The sequence below is a fragment of the Pseudomonas serbiensis genome (genome assembly GCF_030580745.1).
In the GTDB taxonomy this organism is placed as follows: domain Bacteria; phylum Pseudomonadota; class Gammaproteobacteria; order Pseudomonadales; family Pseudomonadaceae; genus Aquipseudomonas; species Aquipseudomonas serbiensis.
Map to the genome: position 1 here is coordinate 261,713 of NZ_JAUQOO010000002.1, position 13,650 is coordinate 275,362.

The following is a 13,650-nucleotide window of genomic DNA, read 5'->3' on the forward strand; positions in this document are numbered from 1 at the left end:
CCTTTGTCGTCAATGGTCCTCGCATTCTAGCGCCGACCCCGCCGAAAAGGTTGATTCTGCTCATGAGCCAAGCGCCCCTCGTCCTGGTGGACGGTTCTTCTTACCTGTACCGCGCCTTTCATGCGCTGCCACCTCTCACCACGTCCAAAGGTTTGCCGACGGGTGCGGTCAAGGGCGTGCTGAACATGCTCAAGAGCCTGCGCCGGCAATACCCGAAAAGCCCGTTCGCGGTGGTTTTCGATGCCAAAGGCGGGACTTTCCGGGACGAACTGTTCGCCGAGTACAAAGCCAACCGTCCGAGCATGCCGGATGATCTGCGCGTACAGGTCGATCTGCTGCATGCCTGTGTCAAAGGCATGGGTTACCCGCTGCTGTGCGTGGAAGGTGTCGAAGCCGACGACGTGATCGGCACCCTGGCGCGCAGCAGCGCGGCGGCGGATCGACCGGTCATCATCTCCACCGGCGACAAGGACATGGCGCAACTGGTCGATGGGCACATTACGCTGGTCAATACGATGACCGGTAGCGTGCTGGATGTCCCTGGCGTTAAAGAGAAGTTCGGTGTCGGCCCTGAGCACATCATCGATTATCTGGCGTTGATGGGCGATAAAGTCGACAATATCCCCGGTGTTCCCGGCGTTGGTGAAAAGACAGCCGTAGGTCTGCTGGTCGGTGTGGGCGGTGGCTTGAAAGAGCTGTATGAAAATCTCGACTCGGTGGCGGGCATGGCGTTCCGGGGGGCCAAGACCCTGGCACCCAAGCTTGAAGAGCACCGTGCCATGGCGTTTCTGTCCTATGAACTGGCGACCATCAAGGTCGATGTGCCACTGGACATCACTCTCGACGACTTGCAGGTGGGTGAGCCAGATCTGGAAAAGCTCACGGAGCTTTACACCGAGCTGGAATTCAAGAGCTGGCTTGAGGATCTGCAACGGCAAGCCAAGCGCGCAGGCGTGGAAATCGTCAAGGAAGAAGTGGTTTCCGAGATCAAGCTGGACTATGTCACGGTCCTCACTCAGGAACTCTTCGACGTCTGGCTGGAAAAACTGCGCACCGCCAAACTGATCGCCTTCGATACCGAAACCACCGGGCTGGATGCGCAGAAGGCGCAACTGGTGGGCCTTTCCTTTGCGGTCAAGGCCGGTGAAGCCGCCTACATTCCGCTGACCCATTCCTACATGGGCGTGCCGGACCAACTGGACCGCGACACCGTGCTGCTGGCGCTCAAGCCGCTGCTGGAAGACCCGGCCATCCTGAAGGTCGGGCAAAACGCCAAGTTCGACATGAACATTCTGGCCAACTGTGCCATTGGTGGTGATCAGGAAAATGGCATTACCGTCCAGGGCGTTGCCTTCGACACCATGCTTGAGTCCTATGTGCTGAATTCCGTAGCGACCGCCCATGACATGGACAGCCTGGCCAAGAAATATCTCGGCCACCAGACCACCAGCTTTGAAGACATTGCCGGCAAGGGCAAAAAGCAGCTGACGTTCGACCAGATAGCTCTGGAGCAGGCCGGCCCGTATGCCGCTGAAGATGCTGACGTGACCCTGCGCCTGCATCAGACCCTGATTGAAAAGCTGGACGCTGCGCCGGAGCTGCGCCGTGTCCTGAGCGAAATCGAAATGCCACTGGTGCCGGTACTGGCGAAGATCGAACGCGAAGGTGCAAAAGTGGATGCCAACCTGCTCGGCATTCAAAGCGTCGAGCTGGGCAACACCATGGTCGACCTGGAGCGTCAGGCTTTCGCAGTTGCGGGTGAGGAGTTCAACCTGGGTTCACCGACTCAACTCGGGAAAATCCTCTATGAAAAACTGAACCTGCCGATTCTGGGAAAAACGCCCACGGGCAAGCCTTCAACCTCCGAAGATGTGCTGGTCAAACTGTCCGAGCAAGGCCACGAACTACCTACCGTGCTCTTGCAGTACCGCTCGATCAGCAAGCTGAAAAGCACCTACACCGACAGCTTGCCAGGGCAGATCAACCCAAGAACCGGGCGCGTTCACACGTCCTATAACCAGGCGGGCGCTGCAACGGGACGATTCTCATCCAGCGAGCCCAACCTGCAGAACATCCCGGTGCGTACCGCAGAAGGGCGCCGGATTCGTCAGGCGTTCATTGCCCAGCCGGGCTACAAACTGCTGGCAGCGGACTACTCGCAGATCGAATTGCGGATCATGGCGCATCTGGCCAGCGACGAAGGGCTGCTGGATGCCTTCCGCAATGGTCTGGACGTACACCGTGCGACAGCGGCCGAGGTTTTCGGGGTCGAACTGGATCAGGTCACCAACGATCAGCGCCGCAGCGCCAAGGCGATCAATTTCGGGCTGATCTACGGTATGGGCGCATCGGGCCTGGCCCGGCAGATCGGCGTAGATGGCAAGCAGGCCAAGGCGTATATCGAGCGTTACTTCGCTCGCTACCCAGGCGTGCGGGAATACATGGAACGCACTCGGGAGAAAGCCAAGGAGCAGGGCTACGTCGAAACATTCTTCGGACGTCGGCTCTACCTGCCGGACATCAACTCCGACAACGGCATGAAACGCGCCGGAGCCGAACGCACAGCGATCAACGCACCGATGCAAGGTACAGCCGCCGATATCATCAAGAAAGCCATGGTTGCAGTGAACAGCTGGCTGGAAGAGTCGGGCCTTGATGCCCGGGTCATCCTGCAGGTTCACGACGAACTGGTACTGGAAGTGCGCGAGGATCTGGTCGAGCAGATCAGCGAGCAGATTCGTCCGCACATGAGCGGCGCGGCACAACTGGCCGTGCCATTGCTGGTTGAAGTGGGCGTGGGCAACAACTGGGACGAGGCGCACTGATCGTCGCGCCAACATGAACTTTTCGGCTGGCCGGGAACTTAACCGGCCAACCATCAGTCAGAGAACTCGATTGGTTGAAAAACCCGTCATGCTCCTAGTTGTGTTAAGTGTTGGCAGATATCCGGATCCCGCCCTAAGGGTCTGGACCTTGAACCCCGAACTTCCCCCCTCCCCATATGAAGTCCGGGGTTTTTTTTGCCTGCGATTTACCCCTCGGCAGGCGCTTTGTCTTCCAGTTCCATCCAGTCGGCCAGAACGGTATAGGCTTCTTCCAGGCCCATACGCTTTGGGGCCGAGAACAACTGGATCGTGACAGCTTCGCCCCAGCCCTTGCGGATCTGTGACTGAACCTTGAGCAGCGTGTTCTTTGCTGCGCCGTAGGTCAGCTTGTCGGCCTTGGTCAGCAGGACATGCATCGGCATCTGGCTGGCGATTGCCCAATCCAGCATCAGGATGTCGAAGTCGGTCATTGGATGACGGATGTCCATCATCAGGATCAGGCCTTTCAGGCTTTCGCGGCTGCCCAGATAGGCTTCCAGGTGGCGCTGCCAGTGCTGCTTGAGCGGGATCGGCACTTTTGCGTAGCCGTAACCGGGCAGGTCCACCAGACGACGGTCTTCATCCAGTTTGAAGAAGTTCAGCAGTTGCGTGCGCCCCGGCGTTTTGGAGGTGCGTGCCAGGCTGGCGTGGGTCAGCGTATTGAGTGCGCTCGACTTGCCCGCGTTGGAACGCCCGGCAAACGCGACTTCATAGCCTTCGTCATCAGGGCACTGATCGACCTTGGCGGCACTGAGCATGAACGTGGACTGTTGGCACAGGCCGAGGATGGGGTTCTTGAGTTGCATGTGATTTCCGGTGAAGGCCTTGCCTGCAAGGGGTGCGGCAAGAGGTGTCGTTTCCGTTTGGGTAGCGCGAGTATATAATGCCGCAAATTTTGTGTGTGAATTCCCGGGTGCAACAAGGGAAGAACACTGAAGCGAGAACTAATATGCGCATTAGAACGCAGTCCGCTTTCAACCTGAAAGGTTTTTACTGCGCAAGAGGGCTTTGGGGCCCCTTTTGCCAGAATCGTGACAATGCCGCGCGTGAAATGTGCAAGGACCGCAGTAGTCAGCATTTGCGAACCGTCATCCTGGAGATGAGCAAATCACCTGCTACCTAACTTTTCACCATTAGCCGATCTGGATTACCTGATGAACAAATTATTCGTGAGTCTGCTGTTGACGCTTGGCATCTGTGGAACAACCCAGGCCGCCGACGTCACCGGTGATGCGGCCGCCGGTCAGGCAAAGACGGCCGTATGTGGCGCCTGCCATGGACCGGATGGCAACAGCCTGGCTCCCAACTTCCCGAAACTGGCAGGCCAGGGCGAGCGTTACCTGCTCAAGCAATTGCACGAAATCAAGGATGGCAAGCGCACGGTTCTTGAAATGACCGGGCTGCTGACACCGCTCAACGATCAGGATCTTGCAGATATCTCCGCCTATTACGCCAGCCAGAAAGGCAGCATCGGCGCGGCTGATCCCAACCTGGTCGCCCGCGGCGAAGCCTTGTTCCGTGGCGGCAAGCTGGATCAGGGCATGCCTGCCTGCACCGGTTGCCACTCTCCTGACGGTACAGGCAACGTCTCGGCCGGCTTCCCGCACCTGGGTGGCCAGCATGCCGATTACATCAAGAAACAATTGACCGCATTCCGCGAAGGCGATCGGGTCAATGATGGCGACACCATGGTCATGCGCTCCATCGCTGCCAAGCTGAGCAACAAGGATATCGAGGCTCTGGCGCAATATATCCAGGGCCTGCACTGATCGATGCGCTAGCATTCGGGCAGGCAATCCGGGGCGCTCGCGTGACGTGCTTCATGGCACATGTAAAAAGGGTGGCCCGCGCTGCCCTTTTTTTTGATCGTCAGCGTTACACTAAGAACTCAAGCCTTGGTGACCGGTCGAAAAACCCGTCGTTTGAAGGCGACTCAATCTGCCCAGGAGTAAAGCATGCGTAATCTGATCATCAGCGCCGCTCTGGTTGCTGCCAGCCTGTTCGGTATGTCCGCCCAGGCTGCCACCCCGATCGAAGCTGGTAAGCAATATGTTGTATTGGCCAGTGCTGTGCCTGTTTCCGAGCCAGGCAAGATCGAAGTGGTTGAACTGTTCTGGTATGGCTGCCCGCATTGCTATGCATTCGAGCCGACCATCAACCCATGGGCTGAAAAACTGCCTGAAGACGTCAATTTCGTCCGTATCCCTGCCATGTTCGGCGGTGCCTGGGATGCCCACGGCCAACTCTTCATCACCCTGGACACCATGGGCGTAGAGCACAAGGTTCACGCGGCTGTATTCAACGCCATCCAGAAAGACCGCAAGCCTCTGCTCAAACCCGAAGAAATGGCTGATTTCGTTGCCACCCAGGGCATCGACAAAGCCAAGTTCCTCGAAACCTTCAACTCCTTCGCGGTGAAGGGCAAGATCGCCCAGTACAAGGAACTGGCCAAGAAGTACGAAGTGACCGGCGTACCGACCATGATCGTTAACGGTAAATACCGTTTCGACCTGGGCAGCTCCGGTGGCCCGGAAGCGACCTTGCAGGTTGCTGACCAGCTGATCGCCCAGGAGCGAGCGGCCGGCAAGGCAAGCAAGTAAGAGCAGCCCGCCATGCGCCGCTGGGGCAAGGGCACGGAGCGAGTCGTTGGCCTGCATGATCCGCAGGTCAACGAACATCATCTGCTGCAAAGCGGATTGCCAGCCGATGGCAGGCTTCGGTTGCTCAGCTTCAATATTCAGGTCGGTATCAGCACAGAGCGTTACCGGCATTACCTGACGCGCGGCTGGCAGCATCTGCTGCCACACGGCGGACGGGCAGGCAATCTGCAAAAGATTGGCGACCTGCTCAACGATTTCGATCTGGTGGCATTGCAGGAAGCCGATGGCGGAAGCCTGCGCTCAGGTTTCATCAACCAGGTCGAACATCTGGCTCATCTCGGTTCCTTCCCCTACTGGTATCAACAGCTCAATCGCAACCTGGGGCGTCTGGGACAACACAGCAACGGCGTTCTCAGCCGTCTGCGTCCCGGCAAGATCGAAGACCATCCGTTGCCTGGGCCTGCCGGACGCGGTGCTATTCTTGTCCGTTTCGGGGAAGGCGAGGACGCGCTCGTGGTGGTCATGATGCATCTGGCCTTGGGTCCGCGTACTCGAACACGGCAACTGGCCTATATCCGTGAACTGATTGGCGGTTATCGCCATCAGGTACTGATGGGCGACATGAATACCCATGCCAACGACTTGCTGGAGCATTCGCCACTGCGCGATCTCGGCCTTCTGGCACCGCAGGTCGAGGCAACCTTTCCCAGTTGGCGGCCGCAACGCTGCCTTGATCATATTTTACTCAGCCCGACACTGACGCTTGAACGTGTTCAGGTACTGGCGCAACCCATTTCCGATCACCTGCCCGTTGCTGTAGAGATTCGCCTGCCGGCTTCGCTGTGTGGTGATTCGCTACCCGTGCTCTCTGGTAGACCCCTTGAATGAGCGAAGAAGCCGAGCGCTGGAAAGAGAAGTATCTCAAGGGTATCGAGCAGCAGGACAGGCTCGCAGAGCGCTGGAACGCCAGGCTCGACTTGCTGCGCCGAGGCCTTGTACGCAGTAGTCTCGCGGCGGAAGGTACGGACCGCTCTGTCGACGAATGCATGAAGGAAATGCGCGAAATCGTGCGCAAGGACGACATGGATGCGGGTCTGGCAGCACTGATACCGCGCCTTGAAAAAGCCGTGCTGGATTCCGAGCAGCGTCGTGAAGTCAGGGTAGGGCAGATCAGCAGCGCTCTGGGTGCGCTGGTGACCCAACTGCAAGCCTTGCCGCTGCCTCGGGAAGTGCGCAAGCCGCTCAAACGGTTTGCCAAGGACCTCGAAGACCGCGCCTCCCAGGCCCGGGAATTACCCTTGCTGCTGAGTGAGCTAAGCGGCTTGCAGGGCAAGGCGCTGACCCTGCTTGAAAAACACGAAGAGGGACCTCGTCCCGGAATCCTGCAACGTCTGTTCGGCACCCGTGAAGAATCGAGCGATGCGGCTCATGGCCCGGAAAACGCTCAGCCAGCCAATGCGGCTACACCTGCCGCTGCCGAACCTGAGCCTGAGCCTGAAAGCGTTAACGAGCCAAACGCAGCGACCGTACCGACACCGGCCCAACCTGCGCAGCCAGCACCAGCACCAGCACCAGCACCAGCACCAGCACCAGCACCAAAGGTTGAGGCTGAAGCTCCCAAAGTCGAGCAACAGCACGTAGAGACTCCCGCTCCCACTCCTGTGGTTGAGCCAGTAGTTGAAACGCCGCAACCCGTTGAAGTGGCAACCGTACCGCCCGCGCCCGCCGAGAAAGCGGCACCCGCACCGGTTCCGGTTCCCCCGCAAGAGCTGCTTACGCCTACGCCCTCTGTTCCCTACGAGCATGTGCCGGTTGTGCAGGCACTCGCCGAGAGCGACAGCGCAGAAGCTGACGAATCACCGGATGATGAACCGACCGATGAGCAAGAGGCCGGTGAAGGGGACCCGAACTATTCTCTGCCTTACTCTCCGGAGCCGAGCTACAGTTCGGTGGCCGCTCATATCGAAGAGACCTTGCTGGGGTTGCTCAAGGACCTGACCTTGTCCGAGCATCATCGCCCGCAAGTCGAAGACATGCAGTCACGCCTCAAACACGGGCTTAACTGGTACGAACTGCTGCCGATCCTCGACGATCTTGCCATTCTGATGCTGGCGATCAATAACGGTGGCCAACAGGAATTCGGGACCTATCTCAAGCAGCTCAACGAACGACTGGAGTCGTTTCAGAGCCATTTGCAGGCTGCCAGTGAAGACCATGCCGAGAACCAGTCCACCGCACGTGACCTGAACGAGCAATTGCGTGAGCAGGTCGGCGGCTTGCAGAGCAGTGTCCAGGACGCCTCCGACCTGACCAGCCTCAAGCAAGTGCTCGACAACCGGCTGGAAGGCCTGCTCAGCACAATGGATCACTACCAGCGCAAACGGGATGATCGCGAACAGGAAGTCGCCTCGCGACTGCAAGGCCTGGCCGCCCGTGTCGCCAGCATGGAACAGGAAGCTCTGGGCTTCAGGACGCACCTGGAAGAGCAGCGGCAAAAAGCGCTGATCGACCCGCTTACAACCCTGCCCAACCGTGCGGCCTGGGGAGAACGGCTTGAACGGGAAATGGCGCAGTGGCAACAGGACAAGACCAGCCTGCTGGTCTGCATACTGGATCTGGATCACTTCAAGCGAATCAACGATGGCTATGGTCACCTGGCCGGTGACAAGGTGCTGAAGATCGTTGCCAGTGTGCTGAGAAAACGCATGCGCCCCACAGACTTCCTGGCGCGCTTCGGTGGCGAAGAGTTCGTCATGCTCATGCCGGCCACCCATGTCACGACGGCTTTGACACTGCTTGATGAACTGCGGGCTGCCGTCGAGCTTTGTCCTTTTCACTTCAAGGGTGAGAGGGTGACGATCACAGTATCCATGGGCGTGACCGCCTTTCGGACCGGCGAGCGCAGCGATGTCGCCCTCAAACGGGCCGATCAGGCGTTGTATCGCGCCAAGGAAAATGGCAGAAATCGTGTCGAGCAGGGATGAATGAAACATCTGGAATCCATCGGCGCTTCACGGATGAAGCAATTTTGCCGCGCTTTGTTATGATGTTGCATTTGCTGCCGACGTAATCCGATTTCCATGAAGCTGATTTTCACTGCATTTCTCCTTCTGGTCCTGACTGCCTGCTCCAGCGGGCCAAAGCTCGACACCAGCCATCCCTCGGTCAACCATGACGGCCGGGTCCAGTACGTCATCATGCATTACACCTCCGCCTCGCTTGAGCGCTCGCTGGAGTTGCTGACCCATGGCGAGGTCAGCAGCCACTACCTGATCGGCGACGACAATCCGGCAACGATCTACAAACTGGTCGATGAAAGCGCACGCGCCTGGCATGCCGGAGAAAGTGAATGGGAAGGCCGTACCTGGCTCAACTCAAGCTCCATCGGCATTGAAATCGTCAATCCCGGCTACACGGATACACCCACGGGACGCCTCTGGTACCCGTACACCGAAAGCCAGATTCAGGCGATCACCGTACTGCTCAAGGACATCATCAAACGCAACAATATCGACCCCAGGCACATCATTGGGCACAGCGATATCGCACCGATGCGTAAACTGGACCCAGGCCCGCTGTTTCCCTGGAAACGACTGGCACATGAAGGCATAGGCATCTGGCCGGACGAACGGCTGGTCGCCCAGCGTCAGGCGCAGATGATGAATAACCTGCCAAGCATCACCTGGTTCCAGCAACAATTGGCACGCCTGGGTTACACGACTCCTCAGACCGGTGAGCTGGACACCGCTACACGCCACGTTCTCGCTGCCTTCCAGATGCATTACCGTCCAGAGCGCTTCGACGGCCAACCGGACATTCAGAGCGCGGCCATCTTGCAGGTGCTCAACCGGGCCGACTAGATCAGCCTTCAGGGCTGCGTTCTTTACCAAGCTATTTGCGCGCTTGTTGCTATACCTGAGGGATATTCCACTCGGATATCCACTGATGCTCATCGCGCAAACGCGCTTTCGCATTCACCTTTCCCACCCTTGGTTGCTGGCGTTGCTGGCAGCCTTGCTAAGCGCGGCTGTATTTTTGTTCGGCAGCTTCGGGCTGGCGATGCATCAGGCACGGCAGAACGAAAGCCTGCAAATGAACGCTCAGGGCGAGCGCTTCCTGATTCGACTGGAGCAGCTTTTCGGTCAGTTGCGTGCAGGGCTGGATCAGCTGGAACACCAGCCACTAAGGCGTTGCAGCCCGGAAATGGTCGGGCGCTTGCGTGAGGTCATTTCCAGCAACCGCTTCATTTATGAAGCCGCTTATGTCGGGGGCGCGCGCAGTTGCTCCAGCTGGCCACGTCCCAAGGTGCTCGACGAACCTCGGCCACCTGACATTCGTGGCCCGACCTACGATTATTGGCTCAATACCTCGGCCCAGCCGGACGACAACCTGGCCGCACTGGTGCTTGGGCGTGGGGATTTTCGGGTTTCGACTTCACGCGGCCATTTGACGGATGTGGTCGATCTTCCGGCTGGAGGCAGCCTGCTGGTGGTGCTCGATAACGGCACCCGAGCGATACCGGTGCTGGGGCCTGCACAAGCCTGGCCTCCCGTGCCGGACTGGTTGCCGAACAGCGATACAACGCTCATTACGGCACAGACCCAACTGATTTACCGCATGCCCACCCAAAGCCCGGAATACCAGTTGGTGCTGATAACACCGCGTATCGACTTGCAGGAAAAAATCACGGGAGCCTGGTGGTTACTGGTACCGGCCAGCCTGTTGATGTCCTTGTGCATCGCAGCGCTGGTCCTGCAATTGATGCAACAGCGCAAATCCCTGGGGGCCGAACTCTCGGGGGCGTTGCGGCGCGGGGAATTGAAAGTCCTCTACCAGCCCATTTTCAACCTCGAAACCCGCTTGTGCGTCGGCGCCGAAGCCTTGGTGCGCTGGCGCAGGCCGGACGGCACGCTGACCAGCCCGGACCTGTTCATCCCGTTAGCTGAAAATACCGGGCAGATTCGGCAGATCACCGATTTTGTCTTGCAGCAGTCACTGGAAAAACTCGGGCCGCTATTGCGCGCCAACCCGCATCTGTACGTCTCGATAAACCTGGCCGCCTGCGATGTCATCGCCCCGCGCATTGGCCGCGTAGCCGCCAGATTGCTGGCCCTGCACAAGGTTGCTGCCCGCCAGATCGCGTTTGAAGTGACCGAGCGCGGCCTGATCGACGTGGTCGTGGCGCGCAACCACCTGCAACTGCTGCGCGACCGTGGCCACCAGATCCTGATCGATGACTTCGGCACCGGCTATTGCAGCCTGGCCTACCTGCAGACCTTGCCGGTGGACTGCCTGAAAATCGACAAGGCCTTCATCGATGCATTAGGGCACGACGCCGCCAGCAGCGGCGTCGCCCCCCATATCATCCGCATGGCTCACGCCCTGCAATTGCGCGTAATTGCTGAAGGGATCGAGTTCGAGTCCCAGGCCCATCTGCTCAAGAGCGAAGGCGTGGTCTACGGCCAGGGCTGGCTCTTCGCCCGCCCTTTGACTCCCACCAAGTTCTGCGAACTGGTCACGGGTGGTCGAAGAGGGACTGGGCGACGCAAGGATGATGTGGCGTGAAGACAGCGACCATTTCAACGACACGCTACGCTGCTGTGCTTACAGTTCTTAATCAAATTGCCAGCAGAATCTTGTAAGTGGGCTGACTGGTACAATCTCGATCTTTGAGGTGTCTGGCTCTCTCGCAATGCAATGGAATGATCTGATAATCAATGGAACAACTTACAGTCTGGCGCATTTGCAGCCATTCGAGCGGGTATATGACATTGCTGGAGAGCAGGTCACCATTCATTTTGAATTTGGATTTCATTGCTTCACAGATGACAAGGGCAACGGCAAGCAGCTTTATTACAAGCGTGAGCATCGCTATTTTTGCCTTGCGCGCTATCACTACAGCAGCCAATTGCGTGACTACATTGATCGCCGTTTTTTTGAGGGGCTTGCTGTGCCGCATAACAGCAAGAAAAGTGGACAGCGCTACTTCTGCCTTGATCTGCATGACTACGCAATATTCTTTTCAATCACAAAGCCACAGGGCTCAGTCAACCGATTGAAGCTGCATGTGATCTCTGCATACGAGGTCGACCAATGGGGCCGACACTCTCTGCCCAGAGGCAAACCATTCAACGTGCGCTTCATTCTGGAGAAAAGGAATAAAGGGGAATCTGTGTAAAGCAAAAAGCCCCAATACTTTCGTATCAGGGCTTTTTGTGAATCTCTATATCGGCCTGTTCTTTCGGCTTTCGCCTATCCCGCTCACTGGCTAGGAGGGTTTTCACCCCGAAATCAACACCCCTTCCGAAGAAGGTTCCGGTCTGTGCTGACGATCAAAAGCTTAGCAAACAGTTGCTCTCCATTCAACGATTGGTTGAATGCCCCTCCACAACCCTCTAGAGCGGCAACGCCATATAAAACTGCGTCCCCTGTCCTGGCCGTGAATAGACGCCCATGCGCCCACCGTGCAGTTGCACGATTTCCTTGCACAGTGCCAACCCAAGACCGGCGCCACCTTTCTTGCGGCCAACCTGTACGAAGGGCTCGAAGATTCGGCCTTGTTGTCCGTAAGGAATGCCTTCGCCATTGTCTTCGATGCTGATGATTGCACGCTCGCCATGACGGCGGGCCTGTAAGCGGATCAGGCCGTTTTCAGGGGTATGGCGCAATGCGTTGTCCAGCAGGTTGTCGAGCACCCGTTCCAGTTGCGTCTGATCGGCATGCAGATGTGGGACTGGTTCCTGAATGTCCAGCATCAAGGTGATGTTGTGTTCCCGGGCTTGCTCCTCGAAACGGCCTCTGGCTTCTTCAAGCAAGTGCTTGATAGGGCAGGGGGCAAGCTTGAGTTTTTGCAGACCGTTCTGATAACGCGAGAAATTCAGCAGGTCGTTGATCAGTTGCATCAGGCGCTGCATTTCTTCGGTGATGGTATTGAGCAGGTCCGCTTCGCGGGACTCTGCCGCAAAATGCAGACGCTCCTGCAAAAGCCCGAACGCCATATGAATGCCGGTCACCGGCGTGCGCAGCTCATGAGAAGCACGCAGGACGAACTCGCTGCGCACGCGCTCGAAAGCCCGTTGCTCGGTCACATCGCGCAGCACCATCACTGCACCGAGAATGTGGCCTTTGGTATGACTGACGGGGGTCAGGCTGTAGGTCAGCAATCGGGACTCGCCGTCGATTTCGATGTTCAGGTCTTCCGGGGCGTGCTCCAGAGTCCCGCCACGCAAGATCAGGAATAACTGCTCATCCAGCTCGGGATGCTCAAGCGCTTCGCCAAGCCCACGACCAAGACGGCTCTCGTCCCAGCCAAGCTGGCGCTGAGCCACGGGATTCAAGTGCTCCAGGCGACCTTGCCGGTCGATCATCAGCAGGCCATCGTCGATACTGTCGAGCACCGCTTGCAGACGTTGCTGGCCGGCCAGTAACTCATCGACATTGGTGGCCTGATGCTGACGCAAAGCCTCGGCCATGATGCCGAAGCGCCGGGTCAGAAGGTTCATTTCGGCTGCCGAGGAGATGGGCAGCGTTACTTCATAGTTGCCCTGGCCGATATGGTCCGCCGCCTTGGCCAGAGCCTCGATGGGGGCGCCAAAGCGCTGGGCGATACCATGGGCAGTGATGAAGCCGATACACAACACGGCAATGCCTACCAGCCCAAGCAGCCCGGCTATCCACAGCGCCCGCTCGCGGGAATAGGCTTCGGCAGTACTGATGTTCTCCAGCGCCTGGCGGTGGGTATCCAGCAAGTCGTTGCGCAAGACATCGAAGCTGCCTCGCAGCTCGGGGTTGTCATGCATTGCCCGCGTGTCGCCCTCAAAGCGCTGGTAGGCATCAATGAAGCGCTGGTAGTACTGACTCGTCTTCTCGAAGCGACCCTGCACCTTGTTTTGCGAATCACGTTCCATGCCCTCGACCAGCAGTTCATGAAACTGATCCTGATACTTCTGCAGCGCGAGCTTGTCAGGTGACGGGCTGATCATTATCACCAATTGATCGCCGAGGTTCTGACGCAGCTTCAGGCCCAGTTCGAGGTTGCTGAAGTTACTCTGGATCAGGGACTCCTGACTCTTGGCCATTTGCATGACGCTGACCAGCCCAAGCAGCAACCCAAGTAGCGCAACGGTTATCAGGGCCGAGATGCTTAGAAACAGACGGGTACGTAACTTCATTGCCAGTTTCATACA

Annotated in this window: 10 protein-coding genes; 8 read left to right on the top strand and 2 right to left on the bottom strand. The window is 58.0% G+C overall.

Translation table 11 applies throughout. From position 1 onward, the window contains the following. Positions 1-62: 62 nt before the first annotated feature. On the top strand, positions 63-2,825 hold the full coding sequence (gene polA, locus Q6A51_RS04185; protein WP_304574192.1) for a DNA polymerase I: 2,763 nt from the start codon (positions 63-65) through the stop codon (positions 2,823-2,825). 206 nt (positions 2,826-3,031) lie between these two features. Here the strand turns inward: polA and yihA are convergent, their stop codons facing one another. Next, positions 3,032-3,670, bottom strand: coding sequence for a ribosome biogenesis GTP-binding protein YihA/YsxC (yihA, locus tag Q6A51_RS04190; RefSeq protein WP_201000880.1), 639 nt, complete (start codon positions 3,668-3,670; stop codon positions 3,032-3,034). A gap of 348 nt (positions 3,671-4,018) precedes the next feature. Between yihA and Q6A51_RS04195 the strand changes: the two genes are divergently transcribed. From Q6A51_RS04195 to Q6A51_RS04225, 7 genes are all read left to right on the top strand, one after another. Then, entirely contained in the window at positions 4,019-4,633 is a 615-nt protein-coding gene (locus tag Q6A51_RS04195; RefSeq protein ID WP_304574193.1) for a c-type cytochrome, read from the top strand. 186 nt (positions 4,634-4,819) lie between these two features. Next, a complete protein-coding gene (locus Q6A51_RS04200) occupies positions 4,820-5,464 on the top strand; it encodes a thiol:disulfide interchange protein DsbA/DsbL (protein ID WP_304574194.1) in 645 nt (214 codons plus the stop codon). Positions 5,465-5,476: 12 nt separating this feature from the next. Then, positions 5,477-6,352: an endonuclease/exonuclease/phosphatase family protein gene (locus Q6A51_RS04205; protein ID WP_201000874.1), complete on the top strand. Its 876-nt coding sequence runs from the start codon at positions 5,477-5,479 to the stop codon at positions 6,350-6,352. After that, positions 6,349-8,448 (top strand): GGDEF domain-containing protein, encoded by a 2,100-nt coding sequence (locus tag Q6A51_RS04210; RefSeq protein WP_304574195.1) that lies wholly within the window; start codon positions 6,349-6,351, stop codon positions 8,446-8,448. Before Q6A51_RS04205 ends, Q6A51_RS04210 begins: the two co-directional genes overlap by 4 nt. Before the next feature lie 96 nt (positions 8,449-8,544). Beyond that, positions 8,545-9,324, top strand: a complete 780-nt coding sequence (locus Q6A51_RS04215) for an N-acetylmuramoyl-L-alanine amidase (protein ID WP_201000870.1) — start codon at positions 8,545-8,547, stop codon at positions 9,322-9,324. 85 nt (positions 9,325-9,409) lie between these two features. Next, a complete protein-coding gene (locus tag Q6A51_RS04220) occupies positions 9,410-11,029 on the top strand; it encodes an EAL domain-containing protein (protein ID WP_201019681.1) in 1,620 nt (539 codons plus the stop codon). Between the two features lie 127 nt (positions 11,030-11,156). Beyond that, positions 11,157-11,642 carry a hypothetical protein gene (locus Q6A51_RS04225; RefSeq protein WP_304574196.1) on the top strand — a complete coding sequence of 162 codons (486 nt, stop codon included), beginning with the start codon at positions 11,157-11,159 and terminating at the stop codon, positions 11,640-11,642. A gap of 217 nt (positions 11,643-11,859) precedes the next feature. Here the strand turns inward: Q6A51_RS04225 and Q6A51_RS04230 are convergent, their stop codons facing one another. Next, positions 11,860-13,647, bottom strand: a complete 1,788-nt coding sequence (locus tag Q6A51_RS04230) for a KinB sensor domain-containing domain (protein WP_304574197.1) — start codon at positions 13,645-13,647, stop codon at positions 11,860-11,862. Positions 13,648-13,650 lie beyond the last annotated feature (3 nt).

Excerpts from the sequence above, each read along its gene's own strand:
- polA (WP_304574192.1), top strand. The coding sequence starts at position 63 with ATGAGCCAAGCGCCCCTCGTCCTGGTGGACGGTTCTTCTTACCTGTAC.
- yihA (WP_201000880.1), bottom strand. The coding sequence starts at position 3,670 with ATGCAACTCAAGAACCCCATCCTCGGCCTGTGCCAACAGTCCACGTTC.
- Q6A51_RS04195 (WP_304574193.1), top strand. The coding sequence starts at position 4,019 with ATGAACAAATTATTCGTGAGTCTGCTGTTGACGCTTGGCATCTGTGGA.
- Q6A51_RS04200 (WP_304574194.1), top strand. The coding sequence starts at position 4,820 with ATGCGTAATCTGATCATCAGCGCCGCTCTGGTTGCTGCCAGCCTGTTC.
- Q6A51_RS04205 (WP_201000874.1), top strand. The coding sequence starts at position 5,477 with ATGCGCCGCTGGGGCAAGGGCACGGAGCGAGTCGTTGGCCTGCATGAT.
- Q6A51_RS04210 (WP_304574195.1), top strand. The coding sequence starts at position 6,349 with ATGAGCGAAGAAGCCGAGCGCTGGAAAGAGAAGTATCTCAAGGGTATC.
- Q6A51_RS04215 (WP_201000870.1), top strand. The coding sequence starts at position 8,545 with ATGAAGCTGATTTTCACTGCATTTCTCCTTCTGGTCCTGACTGCCTGC.
- Q6A51_RS04220 (WP_201019681.1), top strand. The coding sequence starts at position 9,410 with ATGCTCATCGCGCAAACGCGCTTTCGCATTCACCTTTCCCACCCTTGG.
- Q6A51_RS04225 (WP_304574196.1), top strand. The coding sequence starts at position 11,157 with ATGCAATGGAATGATCTGATAATCAATGGAACAACTTACAGTCTGGCG.
- Q6A51_RS04230 (WP_304574197.1), bottom strand. The coding sequence starts at position 13,647 with ATGAAACTGGCAATGAAGTTACGTACCCGTCTGTTTCTAAGCATCTCG.